This is a genomic window from Bacillus sp. FSL K6-3431 (assembly GCF_038002605.1).
In the GTDB taxonomy this organism is placed as follows: Bacteria; Bacillota; Bacilli; order Bacillales; family Bacillaceae_C; genus Lederbergia.
In genome coordinates, this window is sequence record NZ_JBBOCT010000001.1 from 666,794 (window position 1) to 691,249 (window position 24,456).

At 36.2% G+C, this 24,456-nt stretch carries 28 protein-coding genes and 1 pseudogene; 14 read left to right on the forward strand and 15 right to left on the reverse strand.

Features of this window, described 5'->3' with window-relative positions:
- Positions 1–25: 25 nt before the first annotated feature.
- The gene (locus tag MHB53_RS03240; protein ID WP_340915711.1) at positions 26–1,159 is read left to right on the forward strand and encodes a CapA family protein; all 1,134 of its coding nucleotides are present in this window, start codon (positions 26–28) and stop codon (positions 1,157–1,159) included.
- 214 nt (positions 1,160–1,373) lie between these two features.
- On the opposite strand, the gene MHB53_RS03245 is transcribed toward MHB53_RS03240, so the two are convergent.
- From MHB53_RS03245 to MHB53_RS03280, 8 genes are all read right to left on the reverse strand, one after another.
- Positions 1,374–1,661: a HesB/YadR/YfhF family protein gene (locus MHB53_RS03245; protein WP_340915712.1), complete on the reverse strand. Its 288-nt coding sequence runs from the start codon at positions 1,659–1,661 to the stop codon at positions 1,374–1,376.
- 36 nt (positions 1,662–1,697) lie between these two features.
- The gene (locus MHB53_RS03250; RefSeq protein WP_340915713.1) at positions 1,698–2,003 is read right to left on the reverse strand and encodes a hypothetical protein; all 306 of its coding nucleotides are present in this window, start codon (positions 2,001–2,003) and stop codon (positions 1,698–1,700) included.
- Between the two features lie 4 nt (positions 2,004–2,007).
- On the reverse strand, positions 2,008–2,445 hold the full coding sequence (locus tag MHB53_RS03255) for an acyl-CoA thioesterase (protein ID WP_340915714.1): 438 nt from the start codon (positions 2,443–2,445) through the stop codon (positions 2,008–2,010).
- 551 nt (positions 2,446–2,996) lie between these two features.
- A complete protein-coding gene (gene tlp / locus MHB53_RS03260) occupies positions 2,997–3,230 on the reverse strand; it encodes a small acid-soluble spore protein Tlp (protein WP_340915715.1) in 234 nt (77 codons plus the stop codon).
- A 41-nt stretch (positions 3,231–3,271) separates the two neighbouring features.
- Positions 3,272–3,415: a small acid-soluble spore protein N gene (gene sspN / locus MHB53_RS03265; protein ID WP_340915716.1), complete on the reverse strand. Its 144-nt coding sequence runs from the start codon at positions 3,413–3,415 to the stop codon at positions 3,272–3,274.
- Positions 3,416–3,474: 59 nt separating this feature from the next.
- Positions 3,475–3,603, reverse strand: a complete 129-nt coding sequence (locus MHB53_RS03270; protein ID WP_340915717.1) for an FbpB family small basic protein — start codon at positions 3,601–3,603, stop codon at positions 3,475–3,477.
- Between the two features lie 260 nt (positions 3,604–3,863).
- Positions 3,864–6,581: an aconitate hydratase AcnA gene (acnA, locus tag MHB53_RS03275; RefSeq protein WP_340915718.1), complete on the reverse strand. Its 2,718-nt coding sequence runs from the start codon at positions 6,579–6,581 to the stop codon at positions 3,864–3,866.
- 244 nt (positions 6,582–6,825) lie between these two features.
- Entirely contained in the window at positions 6,826–7,506 is a 681-nt protein-coding gene (locus MHB53_RS03280; protein ID WP_340915719.1) for a thermonuclease family protein, read from the reverse strand.
- 147 nt (positions 7,507–7,653) lie between these two features.
- Between MHB53_RS03280 and MHB53_RS03285 the strand changes: the two genes are divergently transcribed.
- Complete coding sequence (locus MHB53_RS03285) at positions 7,654–7,917, forward strand: GlsB/YeaQ/YmgE family stress response membrane protein (protein WP_340915720.1); 264 nt, start codon at positions 7,654–7,656, stop codon at positions 7,915–7,917.
- Positions 7,918–7,967: 50 nt separating this feature from the next.
- Here the strand turns inward: MHB53_RS03285 and MHB53_RS03290 are convergent, their stop codons facing one another.
- The 3 genes from MHB53_RS03290 to MHB53_RS03300 all read right to left on the reverse strand — a co-directional run bounded on the left by MHB53_RS03290 (position 7,968) and on the right by MHB53_RS03300 (position 10,080).
- Complete coding sequence (locus tag MHB53_RS03290; RefSeq protein ID WP_340915721.1) at positions 7,968–8,588, reverse strand: lytic transglycosylase domain-containing protein; 621 nt, start codon at positions 8,586–8,588, stop codon at positions 7,968–7,970.
- A 70-nt stretch (positions 8,589–8,658) separates the two neighbouring features.
- Positions 8,659–9,486, reverse strand: a complete 828-nt coding sequence (locus MHB53_RS03295) for an STAS domain-containing protein (RefSeq protein ID WP_340915722.1) — start codon at positions 9,484–9,486, stop codon at positions 8,659–8,661.
- 168 nt (positions 9,487–9,654) lie between these two features.
- Positions 9,655–10,080 carry a general stress protein gene (locus tag MHB53_RS03300; RefSeq protein ID WP_340915723.1) on the reverse strand — a complete coding sequence of 142 codons (426 nt, stop codon included), beginning with the start codon at positions 10,078–10,080 and terminating at the stop codon, positions 9,655–9,657.
- Between the two features lie 195 nt (positions 10,081–10,275).
- Between MHB53_RS03300 and MHB53_RS03305 the strand changes: the two genes are divergently transcribed.
- From MHB53_RS03305 to MHB53_RS03320, 4 genes are read left to right on the forward strand one after another with little or no spacing between them, the layout of a single operon-like run.
- On the forward strand, positions 10,276–11,964 hold the full coding sequence (locus tag MHB53_RS03305) for a spore germination protein (RefSeq protein ID WP_340915724.1): 1,689 nt from the start codon (positions 10,276–10,278) through the stop codon (positions 11,962–11,964).
- Positions 11,912–13,012 carry a GerAB/ArcD/ProY family transporter gene (locus tag MHB53_RS03310; RefSeq protein WP_340915725.1) on the forward strand — a complete coding sequence of 367 codons (1,101 nt, stop codon included), beginning with the start codon at positions 11,912–11,914 and terminating at the stop codon, positions 13,010–13,012. Before MHB53_RS03305 ends, MHB53_RS03310 begins: the two co-directional genes overlap by 53 nt.
- A gap of 1 nt (position 13,013) precedes the next feature.
- Entirely contained in the window at positions 13,014–14,231 is a 1,218-nt protein-coding gene (locus MHB53_RS03315; protein ID WP_340915726.1) for a Ger(x)C family spore germination protein, read from the forward strand.
- 20 nt (positions 14,232–14,251) lie between these two features.
- Positions 14,252–14,455, forward strand: a complete 204-nt coding sequence (locus MHB53_RS03320) for a CLC_0170 family protein (RefSeq protein WP_340915727.1) — start codon at positions 14,252–14,254, stop codon at positions 14,453–14,455.
- A 93-nt stretch (positions 14,456–14,548) separates the two neighbouring features.
- Here MHB53_RS03320 and MHB53_RS03325 read toward each other — a convergent pair whose 3' ends face one another.
- The 4 genes and pseudogenes from MHB53_RS03325 to MHB53_RS03340 form a co-directional block, all read right to left on the reverse strand.
- The gene (locus MHB53_RS03325; RefSeq protein WP_340915728.1) at positions 14,549–15,346 is read right to left on the reverse strand and encodes a LysM peptidoglycan-binding and 3D domain-containing protein; all 798 of its coding nucleotides are present in this window, start codon (positions 15,344–15,346) and stop codon (positions 14,549–14,551) included.
- Between the two features lie 156 nt (positions 15,347–15,502).
- Positions 15,503–16,705: an MFS transporter gene (locus tag MHB53_RS03330; RefSeq protein WP_340915729.1), complete on the reverse strand. Its 1,203-nt coding sequence runs from the start codon at positions 16,703–16,705 to the stop codon at positions 15,503–15,505.
- A 963-nt stretch (positions 16,706–17,668) separates the two neighbouring features.
- The gene (locus tag MHB53_RS03335; RefSeq protein ID WP_340915730.1) at positions 17,669–19,042 is read right to left on the reverse strand and encodes an AraC family transcriptional regulator; all 1,374 of its coding nucleotides are present in this window, start codon (positions 19,040–19,042) and stop codon (positions 17,669–17,671) included.
- A gap of 264 nt (positions 19,043–19,306) precedes the next feature.
- Positions 19,307–19,540: pseudogene (locus MHB53_RS03340) on the reverse strand (class I SAM-dependent methyltransferase); the annotation flags it as partial.
- 277 nt (positions 19,541–19,817) lie between these two features.
- On the opposite strand from MHB53_RS03340, the gene MHB53_RS03345 reads away from it, so the two are divergent.
- From MHB53_RS03345 to pgsA, 8 genes are all read left to right on the forward strand, one after another.
- Positions 19,818–20,339 carry a GNAT family N-acetyltransferase gene (locus tag MHB53_RS03345; protein ID WP_340915731.1) on the forward strand — a complete coding sequence of 174 codons (522 nt, stop codon included), beginning with the start codon at positions 19,818–19,820 and terminating at the stop codon, positions 20,337–20,339.
- 433 nt (positions 20,340–20,772) lie between these two features.
- On the forward strand, positions 20,773–21,018 hold the full coding sequence (locus tag MHB53_RS03350) for a hypothetical protein (RefSeq protein WP_340915732.1): 246 nt from the start codon (positions 20,773–20,775) through the stop codon (positions 21,016–21,018).
- 19 nt (positions 21,019–21,037) lie between these two features.
- Positions 21,038–21,208, forward strand: coding sequence for a hypothetical protein (locus MHB53_RS03355; protein WP_340915733.1), 171 nt, complete (start codon positions 21,038–21,040; stop codon positions 21,206–21,208).
- A gap of 239 nt (positions 21,209–21,447) precedes the next feature.
- Positions 21,448–21,831, forward strand: coding sequence for a hypothetical protein (locus tag MHB53_RS03360; protein ID WP_340915734.1), 384 nt, complete (start codon positions 21,448–21,450; stop codon positions 21,829–21,831).
- Between the two features lie 67 nt (positions 21,832–21,898).
- Positions 21,899–22,171: a DUF4190 domain-containing protein gene (locus MHB53_RS03365; RefSeq protein ID WP_340915735.1), complete on the forward strand. Its 273-nt coding sequence runs from the start codon at positions 21,899–21,901 to the stop codon at positions 22,169–22,171.
- 288 nt (positions 22,172–22,459) lie between these two features.
- Complete coding sequence (locus MHB53_RS03370; protein ID WP_340924448.1) at positions 22,460–22,987, forward strand: nucleotidyltransferase family protein; 528 nt, start codon at positions 22,460–22,462, stop codon at positions 22,985–22,987.
- Between the two features lie 73 nt (positions 22,988–23,060).
- On the forward strand, positions 23,061–23,681 hold the full coding sequence (locus tag MHB53_RS03375) for an NUDIX hydrolase (protein WP_340915736.1): 621 nt from the start codon (positions 23,061–23,063) through the stop codon (positions 23,679–23,681).
- A 104-nt stretch (positions 23,682–23,785) separates the two neighbouring features.
- Entirely contained in the window at positions 23,786–24,364 is a 579-nt protein-coding gene (gene pgsA, locus MHB53_RS03380) for a CDP-diacylglycerol--glycerol-3-phosphate 3-phosphatidyltransferase (protein WP_340915737.1), read from the forward strand.
- Positions 24,365–24,456: the final 92 nt, after the last annotated feature.

Sequence of the window (24,456 nt, forward strand, 5' to 3'; positions counted from 1 at the left end):
AACCTACAGAAATGAATGAATAATTATGAAGATGAACCGAAACTTATGGATATTATTAACCATTATATTGTTGGCTTCCATCACTGCTTTATTACTTATTCAAAAGAAACAAGCTTCCACGTCTCAACATGCTTTATCCTTCCATCAAAATAAGGCATTAAAAGTAGCGACGAAAAACTTTTATTCCGAAGCAACCATTGGTGGAATTGGTGATATTTTAATTCATGATACGGTTTATGAAGATGCAAAAACAAATGATGGCTATGATTTTAACCCAGCACTCAAACCCGTCCATTCATTACTTCAAAAACCTGACTTTTTAATTGCAAATCAAGAATCAATACCAGGAGGAACGGAAATCGGAATATCTAATTATCCTTCTTTTAACAGTCCTCAAGAAATAATCGACGCACTCATGAATGCTGGAGTGGATATGGTGACGACCGCTAATAATCATTCCCTTGATAGAGGGGAACGTGCCATTTTAAGTGCAATTAATTATTACGAAAAGAAAAAACTACCTTATACAGGGACATTCAAAAGCCCTGAAGATAAAGCAAATATGCGAGTAATTACTGTAAATGGGATTCGAATAGCGGTCCTAGCATATGCAACTCATTTTAATGGAATAAATATTCCTAAAGGAAAAGACTATCTTGTCAGTGTGCTTGACCGTTCACAAGTACTTGCTGATATCGAAAAAGCGAAACCACAAGCAGATCTAGTCTTATTAGCTCTACATTGGGGTGATGAGTACGTACGCCAACCAAATCAAATTCAAAAAGACCAAGCGAAAGAATTTATACAGGCCGGGGCGGATATCATTTTAGGACATCACCCGCATGTATTGCAACCGATGGAATGGATTGAACAACCCGATGGAAAAAAAGGACTTGTCATCTATTCATTAGGTAACTTTTTATCCGGGCAAATATGGGATTATAAAGATATTGGTGGAATGGTAGAAATAAAGATTAAGAAGGAACATAATGGCAGTGAAACAGTTACTACCGTTCAAGAAGCCGAGCTTCATCCGACATTTACAACTAGTACTAATTTCCGACAATATCGTGTATATCCATTAGATGAGGCAAGAGACAAAGGATTAACGACAGAAACTAGTGAAACCATAAAAAAATTTTTTCAATCTGTACAGTAAATAGTAAAGCGGAGTCGAATAATGATTTGACTCCGCTTTACGTGTATATAAATGCGTATTCAAAAAGGTGCCAAATTAGAAACAAGAAGTTCGAGGCGTGAAAGTTTTGAGGATCACAGCGTATGCTTTTAATACGTGAGAACCGGAAAAACCGAGCAACGAAGAAATTCGCTGTTTATCATTTGGTGACTTTTTGAACATCCTCTATAAGCGATTATTTATATTCATATATTGGACCATCTGTAATCTCATCATAATCAACGAGCAGATCATACTTATCAAAATACCATATATCTCTTTCTTCGACGTAATAAATAATTCCATCTTGTCTATGCTCTACACCTATATCCATAGGCTCTTCTTTATTCACACCAAGGGAAAACCCTTCATGAATGGGACTTGAACCCCCGTACCGAACATAAAAACGAACAAAGTCTCCTTCATTTAGAAACATTTCGTCTTGAAACCATGCAGAAGCTCTAGTTGTCAGTGCAATATTCATTTCCCGTTGCCTCCCATTACGTACGTTTAATTCTTCTCATTTATTTAACAGGTCCTGTAATTGTTCTATAAGTCCTTCGGTTGTTAATACTTCCACTTGCTTTTTTCCAAGCAAGTCAAAATGCGAATAGCCATCTGGGCGAAAATGTATCCATTCATGCTTTAAACCGTGCATTTTCCCCCATTCTATTAGTTGCCGCTCATCACTACAGCCTACTTTTGTTACTGTAGTTATGCCAGGAAAACGTTCGTCGATCCAGAAATGTGTGAGAAAAGCTACATCTCCTTGATCAATGGCACTTTTCCAATCAGTCAATTTTTTTCTTGATATTCCGAAAGCCATTTGATTAATACCTCTCGTTTACCTTTGTTTTTTTTGCATTCTCGTATGCTTCATGCCATTTAGGATTTGTTTTCCGGAGTGACACGGGACGGAAGCTATCACTTTTCACGCATACATGTTCTGTAAACCCAAAAACAGCTAACTTTCCGTCTTCAGTAAATATTTCATAACCGTAAGTAGCTCTTAATCCATCATATTTTTCTATCCAAGTGGTTATACGTACGTTATCTGCATATCTAACCGGATGTTTATATGTAACCCGGACCTCAGTCACAGGAGCTAGTATGCCATCCCTTTCCATTTCCGCATAATTAAATCCGATATCTTCAATTAGTTTCGTTCTTCCAATTTCCATCCAAACTAAATAATTAGCATGGTATACAATCCCCATCTGATCTGTTTCAGCATAACGAACCTCTATCTTAGTTTCAGAAATAACCATTGCTTTATCCACCTTATCTATATAGATATCCTTATCTTATCACTTATTGGCTATCCTTCGAAAGAAAAACGCCTCCCATGTATAAGTTTGGAAACCACATCTCGTGGATAGGAATTAAGGGAATAAAAACGCAAAGTACACTACTAGTACTTAGACAAATTGGATAAAAAATATGAAACTTGAACGTTGAGCACAAAATGCGTTTGCGTGTAACATTCTCGAAGTCTCTATATAGGAATGACTTTATTATGTAAAATATTATATGTAACATGGATAGAGTTAATAAACCGATATTCACCATGTAGGCTTTAACGCATGGAGAATGGCCTGCCCAATTATAGGAAACTGAAAATTCAAAACTAGGATAATTCCAATATGTGGATAGCGCTGAAGCTGAGTGGCATGTTACTACCAATATCATATTCAATATCACGGATAGATGTTGATTACCACATATTTATCATTTGAAAAAGCAAGGATAAGTGCAAATAGGTTTAAAATAGCTGTCGAGACTTTCTCGACAGCCTAAATTGGCTTTAGCTACCTTTTTCTTACTGATATTTATTATTTTGAGCATTCGTTTCATCTTGTATTTCTGCTTTCATTCCTTCTATACTAGCACGGCGTTTTTCATTTTTATCCTTAATTTTTTGGATATTTTCTCCGTCTGAAAATTGAATTGTTTCTTCCGCTTTTTCAATGTTTTCATACGTATTTTGAACCATCTGTTCCAGTTTCTCTGCATTATCACTACGATCATCGGGTTTTGCTTTATTGTAGTCCATCATGAGCACCTCTTAGTTGTTTGTCTATGTTGGTTGTTGGTTTATTCACCTTTCGTTTGGATTACGATAGGTTCTTTATCTGTTTTATTTGCCATTTGCTCTCCTTTATTACTAATTGAGGCATTTCTTTTTTCCCCAAGATTATCAGGAGTATAATTTTGTTGACTTCTTTTTGGATTACCCATCTCTTCACTCCTCCCTTCTATATCATTATTACCGAGCGGGGAGGAATTATGAAAAAATGTTATGCTTTACGTACATGCTTTTCTTCCAGTTTATCTTCTATCTTTTTTAATGCAGTGGCATCATTTAACAGTGCTTGCCGATTTTCTTGAACAAGATCGTTAAAAGTTTTTTTACCTACTCTTCTCATGATTTATCACTCCTTATAAATATACTACTTATAGTATTCGCATAATTCCACTCCATTAAACCAAATTTTCAAACTTTTTGATGTTTTATTATATTTACGACATTTTATGGACATATTTCATTCCAAAACAAAGCAATGCTGCCCTTCAGTTTGCATCTATGGCGTTAACCAAAGACCAAAAAGCACTTCTTAAGATTCTCCTTTTTATAGAATAAAAAAAACACTTTGCTGTTTTATGCAGCAAAGTGTTTTCACTTTTATTAGTTGACAAGTTTTCCACGTAAAACCATCGGCAAAATTCCACCATTACGATAATAATCGATTTCAACATCAGAATCAAAACGAACAAGTACGTCAAATTCCTTTTTATTGCCATCCTCATCTGTTGCTGTAGCTTTGACAATATCACGTGGTTTGATATTTTCATCAATGTGGACATTAATTACTTCTTTACCCGTCAATCCAAGTACATCGGCATTTTCGCCTTTCTTGAATTGAAGCGGTAGAACACCCATTAATGCAAGGTTTGAACGATGAATCCTTTCAAAACTTTCAGCAATAACTGTTTTAATACCTAACAGTGTAGTACCTTTCGCTGCCCAGTCACGTGAAGAGCCCATTCCATAATCCTTACCAGCAAGTACAACAAGATCAGTACCATCATCTTTATAACGCATGCAAGTGTCATATATAGAATCAACTTCTCCAGTTGGCCAATAAGTGGAGAATCCACCTTCTGTGCCTGGAGCAACTTGGTTACGAATACGAATATTTGCGAAAGTTCCACGCATCATTACTTCATGGTTACCACGACGGGAACCGTATGAGTTAAAGTCGCGAGGTTGTACGCCATTTTCTAGTAAATATTTCCCTGCTGGTGTGTCTTTACCAATTGCACCTGCTGGTGAAATATGGTCAGTCGTAACAGAATCGCCAAACTTACCAACAATACGTAATCCTGATAATGGCTTAATTGTATCAAGATCAGTTGATAGGTTTTCAAAAAACGGCGGGTTTTGAATATAAGTAGAATCATTATTCCAAGTATACAATGGTTCATTCGTTGTTTTAATTTCATTCCAACGTTTGTTATCATCAAACACATGCTCATATTCTTTTCTAAACAACTCAGGTGTTACTGTTTTTTGAACAACTGCAACAATTTCTTCTTTAGTTGGCCAAATATCTTTCATAAATACATCATTACCATCTTTATCTTTGCCCAATGGCTCATTATTTAAGTCGATATCTACTGTCCCTGCTAGTGCATATGCAACAACTAGCGGAGGTGAAGCAAGATAGTTTCCTCTTACTAACGGATGGATTCTACCTTCAAAGTTTCGATTACCTGAGAGAACAGATGTAACGAGCAAATCACTTTCAGTAATTGCTTCTTCAATCTCATCTTTCAATGGTCCAGAGTTCCCGATACAAGTTGTACAACCATAGCCAACTAAATCGAAACCAAGTTTTGATAAGTATTCCATTAAACCTGCATCACGTAAATAACCAGTTACTACTTTGGACCCTGGAGCTAAAGATGTTTTCACATACTTAGGAACTTCGAGGCCTTTTTCTACCGCCTTTTGTGCAAGTAAACCAGCCCCCAACATTACGTATGGGTTAGATGTATTTGTACAGCTAGTAATTGCGGCAATGGCTATAGCACCTGTTTTCATCGTTGCTTCATCGCCATTATTAAATTTAACTTTTACTAATTTCGTAATTTCAGCCGGCTCTAAACCAAAACCTTGATTCCCTACAGGAGATTGCATTGCTTCTTTGAAGGACTTTTGCATCTGTGATAGTGGGATTAAATCTTGTGGACGTTTAGGTCCTGATAAGTTTGCTTCAATTACAGAAAGGTCTATTTCTACAATGTCTTTATAAACAGGATCTTCTTTATCCGTCGTAAAGAACATATCATTTTCTTTTAAATAAACTTCTACTAGCTTAATTTGTTCTTCGTCGCGTCCAGTTAAATGTAAATAATTTAATGCTTCTTCATCAACGGGGAAAAATCCGCATGTAGCACCGTATTCCGGAGCCATATTAGCAATAGTCGCTCTATCTGCAAGCGGCAAGCTCGCAACGCCTTCACCATAAAACTCGACAAATTTCCCAACCACTCCATGAGAACGAAGTACTTGAGTAACTTTCAATGCCAAATCTGTTGCTGTAGCACCATTAGGTAGTTCTCCTGTTAATTTTACGCCAACCACTTCAGGAATTGGGAAATATGAAGGCTGACCAAGCATTCCAGCTTCCGCTTCGATTCCACCAACACCCCAACCTAATACACCGATACCGTTAATCATCGTAGTATGAGAGTCTGTTCCAAAAAGTGTATCCGGATATGCTTCATAATCACCTGATGGTGTTTCAATTGCATGTACAACGTTTGCTAAATACTCCAAATTAACTTGATGAACAATACCAGTAGCTGGTGGAACTGCGCGATAATTGTCAAATGCTTTTTGTGCCCAACTTAAGAATTGGTAGCGTTCAGCATTACGTTCAAATTCATAATCCATATTGACTTGTAATGCAGATGGAGATCCATAAGTGTCTACTTGTACTGAGTGGTCAATAACTAAGTCTACAGGTATTTCAGGATTGATTTTCTCCGCATCTCCGCCTAGATCTGACATCGCTTTTCTTAGTGAAGCAAGATCCACAACAGCCGGTACTCCTGTAAAGTCTTGAAGAATTACACGGGATGGTTTAAATGGAACTTCTCCATCTACCACTTCATCAGTAGCCCATTTTGCTAAGTTTTCAACATGTTCTTTCGTAATAACACGTCCGTCCATTTGTCGAAGAACAGATTCCAATAATACTTTAATAGAATAAGGCAAGTTTGAAACTTTTGCCACACCAGCTTCTTCTAAAGCTGCTAGGCGATAATAATGATAACGTTTTCCGCCGACATCAAAAGAAGTGCGTGCGTTAAAAACATCAGTTTTAGATTGTGTCATGCCAATCCCCCTCTTTTAAAATACTCACAATAAATAATCATGTAATAAAACTAATCATTCTTCCCTATTAGTTTATAATAATCTCACCAATAAGTAAATAACGAGAATGTTATGGTTTTTAATAAGTAAATCTTATCAAACCATATTTAGCTCTACATATAAAAATTCCACCTTTAATCATATCAAATAATCCTCAAAAATAATATAATTTAATATGATAAATTGACATATTTCATTTTATTTTTTACTTTTGGGAAGCCCGAAAACCTGCATCTACTGCCTCTTTTTCAGTACAAAACCACATTTCTGGAATAACTTGATCATAATATTGTCCTGTCGGCAAATGATAAATCTTGTCTTTTTTGCTATTAATATTCCCTTTGATTTGACAATCTTTATTTGATGCTATTTCTTTGTCCACCGAATTATAGCCTTTTTCATGGGCATAGTTTTCTAATGACCATATTCCGATTTCTTTTGACCTAGCAATATTTTGTACTTCCTCAAACTCATCTACATACTTAATATCTGGGGGAAATATTGCAACCCGTGCTAATCCTTCCTCTACAAGCACTTTATTGAAATTTTCACCGTCCGCCCAAACATAGGCTAGTAGTCTTCCATATCTATCTCTTTCAGAAACATCGAGTTCTAACCTTACTTCTTTGTCCGTTAAAAATTCTTTTGTAAAATCAGATGCTTCTATACCAAATGGTTGTACTCCTAAACGTGGATGTTTTGTTTCTGGGGTGTCAATTAATATCATTCTTACTTTTTCAATGTCGCCATTATTCATTTTCACTTCGATCGTATCCCCATCTACCGTCCGGACAACGGTACCCATCAAACTGTTTGAATCATTATTTACTGAACATCCTAATAACAAAAAAATACATGAACATAAAAATAAAAGCTTCTTACCCAACTCTTATGCACTTCCTTATACAATTTTTTATTTATATGAACTCCCAAAAATCCATTCGATTTTAAATAAATGTTTATCCAGAGACATAACAGGTAATAATATAACCAAGCAAAAAATTAATGAAATTCAAAAAGGAGATGGATATAAATGGGCTTTTTATTATATCTTATCGTAGGTGGGATAATAGGTTGGTTAGCAGGTTTGATTTTAGGTAAAGATATTCCTGGTGGCATTATTGGGAACATTATTGCAGGTATTATTGGCGCTTGGCTTGGCGGAGCTATCTTCGGAAATTGGGGACCAGATGTCGCTGGAATCGCTATTGTACCAGCGTTAATTGGTGCATTACTACTCGTATTCATCTTGAGTCTAATTTTGGGTTCAATGGCGAGAGGCCGTAAACACAGCTAAGAAATCTATATAAACTTTTTTAAAAAAACGGGAGCATTGCTTCCGTTTTTTTAATTGATCAAATCTTTATATATATTTACGTAATAAAGTACATCATCTACATATTTTTCACTGTGGTTGTAGGCATATATTGCCTTTTTTATGTCCCCATCTGCAGCACCATATTTTGATAAAAAATTAGCTGCACTAAAAATAGCATCTTCAATATCATATGGATCGGCTATGCCATCTCCATTTGCATCCACCCCATACCCACCATATTTTTTAATAATAGCAGGGTCTGATTTTTCTTTTTCAGGAATTTCTCCTTGTCCAAGTCCCTCACAAGTTGGATGTGTCCATCCTACAAAAGTGCAAGGCATAAATTGCATATGCCCTTCTGCTCCCGCAGGAGATAGCAAAGGATCCATCGTAGAAAAAATAGTTTCCACTCGATGATGCGCCGCTAATAAATAAGCAGGTACACCGTACTCTTTTTCAGCTGCCTTATATATTGGAATATATTCAGGTGGAATTTCAGGTGTCTTCACTTGTTCTTTTATTTTGGGATTGCTATACATGATAAAAAATAGCAACAAAATTAACGGAACAAAAAACATCAGCAAAACGAGACGCTTTCTATTGGATTGAGCCCGAGCTGTAGTTGGTCCTTTTTTGCCTGTCTTTTTCATATCGAGTCGTCTCCTTGCATCAAAAAATCCCGGCAGTGTACCCGGTGGTTATTTTCATAATTAAATTCAGTTACAATTTCCGTAAATACATAATAGCTTGATGCAAATGTGCAAAAGTTTTCATCTTTGAAAAATCTACTCCAAGACTTATGCTTGTTTGAGCAATTTCTGGTCTTATCCCAGTAAGCATCATTTCTATCCCTAGTAAATTAAAAGTATCTCCTAATTGGAAAATTTGATTCGCTACCATTGTATCAATTACTGGTACGCCAGACAAATCAAGAATAACATTTTCTAATTGCATATTACTAGCCTTCTGTACACTCTGCTCCATTATTTTAGATGCTCTGTATGTATCAATCTCTCCGACAAGCGGGATAATTCCAAGTCCTTCATCTACTTTGATCACCGGTGTACCTAACACGAGAATCATCTCTTGCTGTGAAGAAAGAATATATTCGTAATCATGAATATACTTTTTTGTGACAAGCTCCGTAGCTTCATCAAATTTGCTACTAATCGCTTTTACCCAACTGATCACCGTTTTACCGGATACCTCATTATTGCTAGATATAAACTGTTCAAGATAGGAATAATAAATACCTCGAAAAAGAGAAAAATTAACTATTACATCATATAATGGCGTCTCTGTGCTTGAACGACTAGATGCAATCGCATCTGCCCATTCCTTTAGATAAGTCTCTTCCCCAAACAAACTTTCCGTTACAGCATTGTTGAATTTGTAATTCATTTCCCTCATTTGTTTATATGTTTCTGAATCCTTTGGTTGTGCATATACACCGACACCACTTGAAAAAACTTGATTAAACCAGTCGGTCGTCATATTTGACACATTATCTTTCATAAACTGATGCAATTTCTTTTCAATATTCTCCATCCCTTTGCTCTGCTCCTTTACTTACGAATAATCCATTTTTCATAAAAACATATTTCATATATAAGTATGGGAAATTCACTTACATTTCGCAAGCTTTAAAGCATTAAATTTAAAAAACAAAGAACACCGCTATTAAAGATTGCGGTGTTTTTTGATGTATTATTGCTGTTACTCTCCATTTTCTAAGAAAAGAATAATCCTGCCTTTATTTAAGTCCTCAATATATTCTTCAGCCGAATATTCATCCATTCCCATCGTCGTAAACATTTTTTTTAGCTCTTCATAACTACCACCAGAGAAAGTCGAGGCTATTGGTCCAGCAGCTACATATGGCCCAATAGCAGGGGTTGCTATTCCGGGGACATATAGACCTCCACCAATACCAGCTAAAAAGCCACCAATTATGCCGAAAGCACCTTCATTTGCGGGCTCTTTTTCTTCTACATCTGTTTTATCATGAATAAATTCTGTTGTATCTTCATCCCTTGCCATAACCGAAAATTGATTTGGATCCATTCCGTCCGATTGATATTGTTTAATTTTAATCACAACCTCTTGTTGATCCTCAAAAACACCTATCACTTTTGCAGCCAAAATGATCCCTCCTCTATATAATATAGAATACCCCATATTATTATCTTCAAAACAAATTTAGTATTTATTACTCTCCAGAAACCAATGTTGAACCCCCACCATTTTTTATTAAAAGTCACTTTTTCTTCCTACATAATTACAATTAGGTTGCACATACTGACAATAGTACAATTTACTACCAATGAGGGATAGAAAATGCCAGTATGGAACCGAAAAAAGTATAGACAGAGCAACAAACAAGAGATAGAGCAAGTTCCACATAAGACACTACAGGAGCTAAAACAGCAAGATTTAAAAGAAAAATTAGAGGATACAATTGATTTTATAAGCAGTTTACTAGGAGAAAGTGACGACTTTATAATCAGGAGATTTTCAATATTTGGAACACAGTCCGCTGCTATATTCTATATTTCAAATTTAGTTGATCATACTGTAATAAATAATGATATTTTAAAACCACTTATGTCATCACCAGAACATGTAAGTAAAAAGATAAATAATCACAAGATCCCTCAAATTTTGCTAGAAGAAGTCCTTTATCACAGTGAAGTACAACTTGAAGTAAATCTAGTAAAACTAGTTGAAGCAATAATTGCCGGCGAAACAGTCATCGTCATTAATGGTGCTTTACACGCTCTCCATGTCGATACACGTAATGTTGAAAAAAGGGCTGTTACTCAGCCTGAAACAGAGCAAGTCATTATCGGTCCACGAGAAGGATTTATTGAACGACTTGGAACTAATATCGGTCTATTGCGATATCGTTTGCCAACATCAGATTTTTGTGTAAAAACGATGAAGGTTGGGCGACTTACAAAATCAAAAGTAGCTATATGCTATATGAAGGGGATTACAAACCAAGCATTGGTAGACGAGGTTGAACATCGTTTATCGAAAATTGATATTGATGCCATACTTGATGTCGGTTATCTGGAACAGTTTATTGAAGATAATCATTTTTCTCCTTTTCCACAAACTTTATTAACTGAACGTCCGGATAGTGCGGTTGGTAACTTGATTGAAGGACGAGTAGCAGTTCTTGTTGATGGATCTCCCTTTGCTTTACTTGTACCCGTTGTCTTTAATCAGTTTTATCAGGCAACAGAAGATTATTCAACTCGTTTTTTACTCGGAAGTTTTACAAGATTGGTTCGTATATTAGCACTCGTCTTCTCATTAATTGTTCCATCCCTATATGTCTCGTTTATTTCGTTTAATCCTGAGTTGCTGCCTACCGAATTTGCGGTTGCGGTTGCAGGCGGACGAGCAGGGGTTCCTTTCCCAGCTGTTGTTGAAGTATTAATAATGGAAGGTGCCATGGAAATATTACGAGAAGCGACCGTGCGCCTTCCAAAACAAATTGGTGGTGCTTTGTCGATTGTAGGTGTTTTAGTAATTGGAGATGCAGCAGTAGCAGCTGGACTTGCAAGCCCTATTACAGTTGTCGTTATTGCAATCACCACGATTGGATCTTTTGCCACTCCTGTATACAATGCGTCATTTGCTTTACGTATGTTACGTTTTCCTTTGGCGATCCTTGCAGGAATCTTTGGTCTTTATGGTGTAATGATAGGTATCATTGTAATCCTCAATCACATGCTTTCATTAAAATCATTTGGCGTCCCATATATGAGCCCAGTCTCTCCCGGGAATGCTCAAGGAATGAAGGACGTTGTGATTAGATTCCCTTTTTGGTGGATGCCAAAAAGGCCTGAATTTCTCCATAGCCCAAATACAATTCGAGCGGGATTAAACAAAGAAACGAAAACAGTACCAACCAATCCATTAGAATCGGCAAATGTAAGCAATGAACGTTCGGAGGTAGACGAAGATGGCACATCTGCGAGAAATAACAATCGTTCAAACGGCAACAATACTAATTAGTACAATCATTGGAGTGGGCGTATTACGGCTTCCACTTATTTCTGTTCGCATTGCCGACACAGGGGCTCCTTTTGTCACATTTTTAGCGGTTATCGTCTTTTTTATTGGACTATGGGTGATTACTAAATTGGGAATACGCTTTTCGAATCAATCCATTATTGAATATAGTGAAGTCATTCTTGGGAAATGGCTAGGTCGCATGTACGGCTTGGCCATAATCGCTTTCTTTTTGATCTTAACGGGATTTGCTTCAAGAGAATTTGGTGCAGTAGTAGTCACTGCTGTTTTGAAAGAGACCCCTCTGGAAGTAACTGTTCTTGCCATGTTATTGTTGGCCGCCATTTTTACTCGCGACAATTTAAATACATTCGCCTATATCCATAATTTTTATGTTCCTGCTATCTTAATTCCTGCATTAGTCATTGTGGCAGTATCATTAAAGAATGCCAATTCTCTTTATCTACAACCACTTTTTGGTAATGGACCAAGCGGAATGTTTTCTGGAGTGATAACCATAGCAGCTTTGTTTCAAACTGCTTTTATTTTGACAATTATTATTCCTCATATGAAAAGACCCGAAAAAGCGATGAAAGCAGCTGTCTGGGGAACCATCATATCAGGAGTCTTATATATAATGATTGTAATAGCAACGCTTGCTGTCTTCGGGCCAGAAGAAATGAAAAAAACCATGTGGCCCACCCTAGAACTTGCAAGAGCCACTTCCTTGCCTGGAAACCTTTTACAACGCTTGGATGTTGTTTTTTTAGCCATTTGGGTGACAGCTGTTTTTACAACAATTTATTCAAGCTATATGCTTACCATACAAGTCATAAAGCAATTATTCGGCTTGAAAGATCATAAAATGTTCTCGTTTTTTTTACTACCTATTGTTTTTGTAATCGCAATGTTTCCTGAAAATACCCTGCAAATGTATGACCTTATTGGTATTGTTGGGAGATTAGGACTTCTTGTCACAATCGTTTTTCCGATATTTTTATTGATTACAGCTAAAATCCGCAAAGTAACTATGAGGAAAGGCGGAAATTAAAATGTTCGGCAAATCGATGTGTCCGTTTTATGTAATTTTATTTTGTATTCCTCTCTTAACTGGGTGTTGGGATAGTATAGATATTGAAAAAAGAGCAACAGTTCTCGGTCTTGCCATTGATGAAGCAGATCCGGAAGCCGCCGAAAAAGAAGATTATATCACCCACTTTCGCCAAAATCTCCCTAGGTCAGATCAGGATATGATTCGTTTGACCGCTCAAATCTCTGTGCCTGGTCGCATCCCTTTAGGTCCACAAACTGGTGGTGGTGGAGGAGAACAAGAACCCGTTTGGGTGCTAAGTAGCTATGGACATACAATTGACGATGCTTTACTAAATTTACAGCAGGAGTTAGCAGATGAACTATTCTTGGGCCATTTACGAATTATCGTGGTAAATGAGAAATTAGCAAAAAAAGGCATTGAACGATTTAATGATTACTTGCGTCGTCAACCAGAAGTCAGACGGACCGCTTGGATGGCTGTTTCGAAAGAGGAGGCATCAAAATATATGGAAATAGCACCGAAGTTAGAACGTGTTCCAACGCTATATCTTACAAGCATGGTTTCAAATGCCGTTGATTTAGGTAAATTTCCACATGATGATGTGGGAATATTTTGGAGGAATCTTTCAAGTAAAGGGCAAGATGGCTATCTTCCATATTTACAAATAAAAGGTTCTGAAAATGTTGAAATTAAAGGTCTTGCATATTTTAATGGAAATAAAATGCAAGGGACGATTGATCCAATTGAAATAGGAGGTCATATGTCTGTCATTGGAGAAAAAGAAGGCGGATACGGGGCCTTCGTTTCAGTCCCCGGTACGGAGGAAAAAGTTTTAGTTCGTGCTGAAAGACGGAAATCTAAAATGAAAACAACAATTAAGGATGGGAAGCCAGTCATTCGAATAAAAATACGGTATGAAAGTGAAATTGAAGAAAAAGAGAATCATAAAATCAAATTAAATGATCCGAAAATCATTCAACAAATTGAAAAACAAGCTACTAAAGATACAACTAAGTCGCTCGTAAATTTAATTAAAAAAATGCAGAAAGAGAAATCTGACATATTCGGTTTTGGCGAACATATTCGCGCCAAACATCCAGCATATTGGCGTAAGGTAGTGAAAACAAAAGAAAATTGGCGCAACATCTATAAAGATGTGGAAGTTCATATCGAAATGGACACACATATACGTAGGGTGGGTATGAAAGCGAAATAGAAAGCGTGGAGAAGTTGTATATGCTAGATATCGGCTATGCTAATTATATTATCGTCCTATTGATCATTACAGGAATTCTCATATTACTCCTTGATGTAAAAGCATTTAATGAGGCTAAAATGAAAAAAGAGAAAAAGTTCTCGCAATTCCTTGGATGGATAAATATTACCATCGGGGTTGGATTATTTGTTGCTAACTGGACATATCAAAACTTGTTGTGGTAATCTATGTGGTTAAATTCAGATAATTTTATTCGTATCCTTTATCACTCTCATTTTAAAACAGAAAAAAATCCGGCTAATATGCCGGATTTAACTTTAATTTAAAACTTTTATTTTTACAGTCTGTACACCGTAGTTTATTGCATCAGATTTCGATGGTATGAATATATCTATCTTATTCCCTTTAATGGCTCCACCTACGTCACCTGCGATGGCTACACCATATCCCTCTACTTCTACTTTTGATCCGAGCGGAATAATCGTAGGATCCACAGCAATTACTTTTTGATCGGGGTTAGCGCGAAGGTCTTGACCAGTCGCTGTTACTCCTGAACACCCTTCACAGGATGCCGTGTATGCTGTAGCACTTACAGTCAATTCTTTTCCCTTAACTGATGTTTCAGCAGGTGGTTGGGTTGCTTCTGCCTTTGCTTGAGTTGCTTCCGCCTTTGGTTGTGTTGATACTTCCTCTTGTGGATTAGAATTCAATGTACTATCAGGTTGCGCTTTAGCACTATTATTGCTTCCTGCACCCTTTTGAACAATCAATGTATCACCAGGGTGAATTAAATCTGACTTTAGCTGATTCAATTGTACGATATCCCCTACTGTAGTACCATAAGCTACCGAAATACCCCACAGTGTATCTCCTTCTACCACCGTATATTTTTCGCTTTCCTTATTTTCGCTAACGACTAGCTTTTGTCCAGGAAGTATCAATTCTGATGTAAGCTCATTTAATGTTTGTATGTGACCAACACTTGAGCCTTGATCTTGCGATATGCTCCACAATGAGTCACCAGGTTGGACTTCATATGTAGTTGCGGATGCTCCTCCAGCTACAATACCTGTAAAAGTTGCTACCGCTGCAAAAGCAATTAGAGTTTTTCTCATTCATATCCTCCTTTTTTTGTTAGCTAAGATTAACTAACACTGTCTAGACTAACAGAAAGTTGTTGCAAAGGAATATCAATCAGATGTTCATCTAATTACAGTTTTATTTCATAGAATCAATTATTGGATTACTGTAGGATTATACCCGCAATCATTTTAGCCATTATTATTTTGAGCAATCCCAATACTTTCCTTACTAGCTCTTATAGTAAAGATAATAACGATTAGGAAAAAACAGCTTGATATTCGAAATAAATGATCAATTCCTACAAAATTTGCAATTCCACCAAAAATTAACCCACTCAAACCAATACCTAGGTCAATTGCAGAATAAAACATACCATTTGCTACTCCTCTTCGTAATCTAGGGGTTTTGGCGAGTACCCACGCTTGAAGCGCCGGGATTAAAGAACCGTAACCCGCTCCAAAGAAAATACCTGAAATGACGATACCAACCCAAGTGGTAGAGTAGGAAAGAACCCACATAGCGATGAATGTAAATAACGAGCAATATATTACCAATCCTTTTGGACCATTCCGATCAAACCATCTACCCGTAATTGGTCGAATGATTGTAGCCATCACTGCGTTTACTAGATAAAAAAGAAATATTTGTTTGATATCTCTTTCTTCCGCAAAAATCACGATAAACGTGACAATTGTTCCATAACCAAAGGTTGCTAATAAAGTTACGAACGCGGGATACCAACTAGATTTCTCAATTAAGGAACCAAAAAAGGAAAACTTCACATCCTTACGCGTCAATTTTTTCACGTCCTCAGGAGTTTTATACTCTATGAGGGATAACAAAATAAATGCAATCGTACCGAGTATAGCCGAAATAACAATAATTACAGAAAAGTTGTAGTTTTGATAAATATAAATGCCTAAACTAGGCGCGATGATCATACCTATTGTCATCGATAATCCAAAATAACCCATGCCCTCTCCTAGCCTAGAGTTAGGCACAACATCAACTGCAGCTGTTCCATTCACAGTTGTCGACCAGCCCCACATCACCCCGTGCGCCATACGGATTAGCATGAGAAGCATGACTATCTGAGTGAGTGGATAAATAATAGTCATTATTAATAATGCTGCGGCACCAAATAAAACAAGGTATTTTCTAGCACTAAACTCTAATAAATACCCAATAAACGGTCTGATGATCACAGCTCCAATCGAAAACATTGCTGTAATAAGGCCAATTTCAAATCCAGATGCACCCAATGATTTCACATACGGAGGTAATGTTGGAATCAACATTTGAAAGCTCATAAACACGAATAAATTCGCGATCACTATCATCGTAAAAGATTTAGTCCATAAACGTGCATTTAATTGTTTTATTCCTTGCATGATAGCACCTACATTTCCTTATAAATCAATGAATCTACTTATTCTTACATCTATTAAACATATAGCGAAAAAATAAAAAAAACAAGCAAACTAATTCGGATTACGGAATATCGATAAATAGCTACATATAAAAAGGCGCCAGCGCCATGTAGGAAAAGGAAAATGCAATATCGGATAGACCGGATGTTCTAACCTGGCTCACACTGCACATCTCAGGTTAGATAAAGATGAGCCGCTTGGCGCGATAACTAAATTATATTTGTATCCCAAAGGTATACCCTTCTACTGGGACTAAATAATACATATTAACCTATTCTATAAAATCAGGGTAAATATACGTATCCATCGTAATTTTTTCCCTTCACGCGCTTGAAGAAGGTGTCTTCTTTCGGTAAACAGATAAATAATAAGACGCGACATCTAAAACATGCTATAATACTTTGGATAATCTATATGGTTAGTAAACGACATTAAATATACTGTTATAAATATTGATGTATCAACGTTTTAAGTAAATTACCTTTTTTTATGCTTTGTAAAATAACCCTATCTTAATTAAGTAATTGGGGGTACTTTGGGGGCAGTTTTGGGTTGAATATATTGTGGGCAGACGCTTACTTAAAATAAAAACCCCCTCTCAATCGAGAAGGGGATTTAATATTCAGGAGTATTTATTTAACTCCTATATAGACACTTGCAACTTTTATTTTGCACTATACACTCTCTTTAAATTCATTAATTAATCCTAAGAATCCCCCCAAATGATACTTTTTTCAAGGAGTAAACTATCTCTTATACTAATATCTAATACCATTGCTGTTACTTGAGATACAGCTAAATCTAATGCATAAGCGAATTGCTTTAGTCTTTCATGGTCGTATCGAGTAAATCGTGTTGATACTCGACTTCTTGTCCCACCAACTTTTATAAACTATCGGTAGCTTAGTATTGAACAAAATATACTTATTCCGATTCCAACACTCTCTTAGTGCCAAAATGGATCCGAATGAGAGTATCTAGACTCACTTTACCATCCCGGATGATGAACTCCTCGAATCCTTTTCCAGTCCTGATATACGTCTCCTGCTGTTCAAACCATTTACAAAATGCTTTTCCTGTCGGCTCCAGCATACGATGAAGCGCAGGCGTGACGACGTACAATCCTCCGTCGCAATCCATCAGGTTGATCCGTGGATCCTCTGTTATCGACACATCTTTCCCTGTAACGTCCATTTGAACCCCGTAAAAGAAGTCCTCGTCCGGTGCACCGCCGTTGTTATACGCCCGAATCCGCAAATCGGAGCGGTCAAATCCTTGCGTTAATGCCCAGGTGATCATGACGTCAAATGCTTCTTTCTTTACCTGATGCCATCTCCTACCCTTTTTGCCAACAGCTTTGTAATAAGCTGCCCGGTACGGTTGCAGTTCAATAATCTCTTTGGTTTCCGTAATGACCGGTTCAATTGGAATGTAGATATCCATTTCGTGCAGCTCCGGCGGTATACCGAGGTGGGTAGCGCAACGCAAGTCATAATGTTCCATGATCGGACCTGAAGCTGTTTGATACGACGAGCTTGGAAACCACTCCTTGAAAATATAGTCATACGTCCGCCCAATTGACTCCCCGACCGGTCCAATTGCCGTAAACCTTGCATACTTCGTTTTTGATATGATCCGTGCTACTGTCCCGGGGGGCACGTGGTCTACACTTGTCACTTCGATTCCGATAAAATAAGTGAATCCGCTTTCGTCACGATCTACTGTCAATGCATAATCCATGTCTTTTTCCGGCTCTACCCGTAGATGTTCGATGCTGCCGAACGTATCCTTCCAATTATCGAAATATTGCTTCCATAAATCAGGCGATGCCAAACCTTCTTCCATTCGGCATTCGATGCCAATCAATTTCATAGCTGGTTTCGTTACAATTACTTTAGGAGTATTATTTTCTACCATCGTTACGGCTCCTTTTCTCTGCTGTGCGAGATTAACAGCGTGGAATGCGGGCAGGAGGAACCGTCTCCTCCGACATTTTTCTGGCGTTATGCCATACGCGCGTTTGAAAGCTCTTCCGAAAACGTCATGGGACTCAAAGCCGTAATCATATGCGATGTCGGCGATTTTGTCCTTGCTTTGGCTAACCCGTTCGGCAGCCAGATGCAGTCTGCGGCCTCTTACATACGCCATGACCGTAGAGCCTGTAAACGCCACAAATACGCGAAAAAAATGTGATTTGGAGAAGCCAGCCAACGCTGCAAGCGTCTCACACGCAATGTCATCCTGCACATGCTCCTCAATATAACGAAGTACAGATTGAATTCTTTGCTCATAATCCATGAATGTACACCTCCACGGTATTGATTGTATCATGGTAAACGATTAGGCTTCTCGATGTTTTTTCTCTTATTCCGTTTTATTTATCAGGGCTTAAATAGTTTTCGTTGCCTTAATGGCAATTATATATCTACCTCAACTTGATAATCTTAGTTCTTTTCTTATAGGAATTGCGTATGAAATGCATCGAGAACTTCTGCTTAATACAAATCAAACCCTAACTGTCTTAATAGTTAGGGTTTGATTTATTCATTTCGGATTCATATATTATTTTCTAACAGTTTCATAAATGATTTTCTGGTTACCATTACTCGGTTGTTTACCATATTCGAAATCCGCAGATATTACAACGTCAGAAAAACCCACACTCTCTAACACGAATTTGAATTCCTCTACTCCATACCAACGTAATGCAAACCGTTGTAATTCAGTTTGAATTAATTCGCCGTAACGCCATTTCTCGTATTTGAGATAAGAAACTTTGTATTGACTAAAAATATCCGATTAAACTTGTTGGATTGTGTACGTTTTAATTTTTAACAAAAAGGCCTTCCAAATTAAGAGGAGGTTATCGCAATGTGAGAAAAAAGGAGGGTTGATAACCGTATTGCTTATAACGTTTTTCTTAAACCTATTCTGGCTATTCTTATGAGATAATAAAGTGTAAGAATATCTTTGTTCAACTAACTGGCAGTTTAGTTGAAGAAAAAGTATTACTATTATTTGTTAATCGATGATAGAATAAATAAAATTTAGGTTTTGAACAGGAGAGTGTTTTATGCGGGAAAATCTATATTTAACAAAACCATCAGTAGATTTAGAGGGGGAATATCTCTCATTTTATAAAGAATGGTTAGATAGTGGGGAGAATATGATACCTTGGGTTATAGAAAAAGACCCATCAAACTTTGAGAAGATGGTTCAGTTTTTAATAGATAACGAAAAGGGTGTAAATCTCCCAGAAGGATGGGTACCTGATTCGACTTATTGGTTACTAAACAATGATAGAAGAATAATTGGGGTTGTAAATATACGTCATCAATTATCAGAGTTTTTATTGAATAGTGGTGGGCATATTGGCTATGGTATTCGGCCTTCTGAAAGACGAAAAGGTTTTGCCACTAAACTCTTGTCTTTATCTCTTGAAAAATCTAAAGATTTAGGCATTAATAAGGTTCTGGTTGTATGCGATAAAACTAATATAGGTTCGTTTAAAGTTATTACTAAAAATGGCGGAAATCCCGATTCGGACTTTATAGAGGAAAATGGAAACATTGTAAAAAGATTTTGGATAGAATGATAAACAATATTTTCTTATTGAACTATCGCGTGCTTTAGTTCAATAAGAAGAGACCGCCAATTAAAAGCTAAAGCGACCCATCCACATAGGACAGGGCGCTTTGTCTTATTTACTGTACATCCGATGTTTTCACCCACGAATAAATCTCTTTAAGTAAAACTCTATCCGGTTTAACTTGCTGGATCGTGTATGTCTTATTTTTTATGAAAAAAAGCCCCCTCAATTAAGAGGAGGCTCGCGCAAATGTGAGAAAAAAGGAGGATTGGTATCAGTATTGCTCATGACGTTTTTCTTAAACCTACCTGGGCTAACAATGTGTAAAAATATCTTTGTTCAACTGACTGGGCTGTTTAGTTCAATAAACTTTTAGAGGAGAATTATGTATAAACACGAATAAATACATTATTACCCTATAACTAAGGAAGGTGACTCTATGTTGGAGTTTATTGAGCTAAATAATGAAGGACTCGAAATTTTAGAAGAGTGGTATAAAGATAAAGAGGTATTGAATAGACTGGGGGGCAAATTACCTTTGCAGCGATGGTTCCAGTATGTGCAACAAAACCCAAATTATTTTGCATGGATGGTATTTGAAAAAAATAGTCCAGTTGGACAAATCGAAGTCGAAATTTATTCTTATAATTCTGCTTCAATAGGTATTATGACGAACCCTCCGTAATAAAGGATATGGTAAGAAGATGTTAAATACCTTGATTCAAAAATCAGAGCTTTCTTCTGTTCAAATTATTAAAGTAAGTATAGAACCTGATAATATAGCAAGTCTCCATTGTTTTAAACAAGCTGGTTTTATCGAAGAAGGCTTAGACAAAGAAGGATTTATAACCTTGTCATTAAACCTTAACAAATAGTCAGAAAGAGGTGTTTCTTCAACTAACGGGTGCGATGCTTCGAAGGAGTAAAGCGTTTTTCTTATTCAATTAACGGGGCAAGATTGTGTAATAAGATTAGTTTATTGAATATTGAAACACCATAGTAATTATATTCGTATATATAAGTAATTAAAATCAGTTTCAAGGGGAGTTGCTGCTTTATTAAAAGGTTTTTATATTATTTCGGTTGGACAGTCGTTATTGGATTTATTATTTACTTGGGAACTAAATATCAGGTTCGATTGGAAGAAGGAGCTAGTAAGTATTTCGATCTAATGCCTGTTGTATTATTTAATTCAATATATCCTTTTGTTATTGGAATTTTTCTGAGATTACCAAAGTTGATAATTGAAATTAAACAGCAAAAACAATGGACATTTGATTGGGTTAAGTTTATTGCAATTGGAATCCCGTCTCTTTATATAGCAATGATACCAATTTTGTCTATTTATTTCGGGATGAATTTATTATTCACAAAAGAGTTTCTGTTTCTGCTGTTAGGAAGTGCTACATTCACATCAACAGCTGGTATTGTATTTGGTTATGTTTTGTTAGATAGCTTAAAGAATAACAATTCCTCAACTAACGGGGCAGGTTTGTAGAAATTAGAACCCTGTAAAAGAATTAGGCTTAATTTAGAAAATCATGAACAACATGGGAGCGTAATAAATGGAGAAAACAAATAGTAAGTCTGTTGCTGCATTAACATTAGGGGTACTTTCATTAATTATACCTTTTATCGGTTTAATTCTCGGGGTAATTGGAATAGTTCTATCATCTAAAAGTATTACGGAAATTGATAATTCAAATGAAATTGGTAGGGGTTTAGCTATCTCTGGTAAGGTTTGTAGCATTGTAGGTATATGTCTTCAAATTATTATGATTTTATTCGTTATTTTATCATTTGTATTATTTAATACTACCACCTTTGAGTTGCAATAATTGCATTAACAGGTGCTTTACTTGAACCAGAGGAGATCATCAATAACAATCTAAAAAAGCGAACCGTCCATATAAGTCGCTATTAACCGTTAAGCCCGGTACAGACTGGGCATTTTTTATACGATAATAATGTGTAAAAATATCTTTGTTCAACTAACGCGGCAGTTTAGTTGAAGAATGATTTGCATCCGAAGTTAAAGAATAACTAATGAAATACATTTTACAAGGAGTAATTTTAAAGTGATTAATGAGGAAGAAATCGTTTCGCTTATTAGAGAAGATAAATGGATGATGGAAATTTTAGAATCTGCCAAATCATTGAATTTGCCTGATTGGTGGATATGTGCTGGATTTATCCGATCAAAGGTCTGGGATGTGTTACACGATTTTAGCGAAAGAACAACTATTCCAGATATTGATGTGATCTATTTTGATTCAACAAATATTGACAAATTAGAAGAAAAGAAAATCGAAAAAAAACTAAAATCCCTTATACCCAATATCCCTTGGTCGGTAAAGAATGAAGCGAGAATGCATGTTAAAAGTAATATGCCTCCTTATTCTTCGTCTGTTGATGCTATATCGAAGTTTCCAGAAACAGCAACAGCTTTAGGAGTAAAGTTAGATGAAAATGACAATGTAATATTAACAGCCCCTTGTGGAATTAGTGATGTAATTAATTTAGAGGTAAAACCAACACCTTATTTTAAAGAGACTAAAGAGCGAGTGGAAATTTACGAAGATCGCATAACAAAAAAGAATTGGAAATCAACTTGGAATAAGATAAAAGTTAACCACATTAAAATCCATTATTAAGCTAACGGAGCAGGTTGAATAAGCATTGTGAGAGATATAAATTGAAATTGATACTTTAAAGGGGGGAAGACGTATGGAAAATGAACAATTAAATATTTTTGATGAATACAGAAATCAAATAGGTGTTGCTACTCGTGCAGATGTACATAGACTTGGATATTGGCACGAAGGTTTTCACTGTTGGTTTATTAGTAAAGAAAAGAGGGCTGATTATCTTTATTTACAACTCCGTAGTGATACAAAAAAGGACTATCCAAATCTTTTGGATATTACGGCTGCTGGGCATTTACTGGATAATGAGACTGTTCAAGATGGTGTAAGAGAAATTAAGGAAGAAGTTGGGATTGATGTTTCCTTTCAGGAATTAATACCGTTAGGAATAATAGATTACTGTGTAATAAAAGAAGATTTTATAGATAAGGAATTAGCAAACGTATTTTTGTATAAAAGTGAAAAATCTTTTGATGACTTTACTCTTCAAAAAGAAGAAGTTGCAGGCATTGTGAAAGTTGAATTTAACCATTTTGTTGAACTCTGGTTCGGTGAAAGAGAAACAGTAAGGATAAGAGGATTTAAAATAAAACAAAATGGCAATAAAACTTTAATTGATGAAAATGTAGGGAGGGATAAATTTGTACCTCATCAATTAAAATTTTATAAGACTGTTATTCAAAAAATTAAAGAAAAGATTTAATTGCCAAACCTTCTTCAGCTAACGAGGCAGTTTAGCAAAAGAAGGAAATAATAAAATCTGAAAGATATTTAGTATGTAAATAGTAATCCCAAGGGAGGAACAAGATGAACTTACCAAATAAGATAACGATAACTAGGATATTTTTTATTCCTATATTCCTAATTTTTTTGTTAGCTCCAATTCCTTTAGGAGAGGTACAAATAAAAGGAATAGATATTCCCATAGCACATTTTATTGCAGCAATACTTTTTATTATTGCGTCAATAACTGATGGATTAGATGGATACTACGCCCGGAAATATAATTTAATTACAGACTTAGGTAAGTTTTTGGACCCATTAGCGGACAAGCTATTAGTAGCCGCAGCATTAATAGCTCTAGTGGAGCTACAAATAGCACCAGGTTGGATTGCTGTCATTATTTTAAGTAGGGAGTTTGCAGTTACAGGACTTAGACTGATTGCAGTTCAAGAAGGAATAGTAATAGCTGCGAGTAACATTGCAAAATGGAAAACTCGAATTCAAATAATTTCTATCTCAGCCTTACTCCTGCATAATTATCCTTTTATGTATATTGGTATTCCTTTTGATATTTTATCTTTATGGATAGCAATGTTTATTACGCTATATTCGGGATGGGATTACTTCGTTAAAAATAAACATATTTTTCTTAAAAGTATTTAGTGATAGCTTGTTCAACTACGGGTGCTTTAGTTAAAAAGAAGAGACCGCCAATTAAAAGCAAAAATAGCGACCCGTCCACAAAATGGATAGGT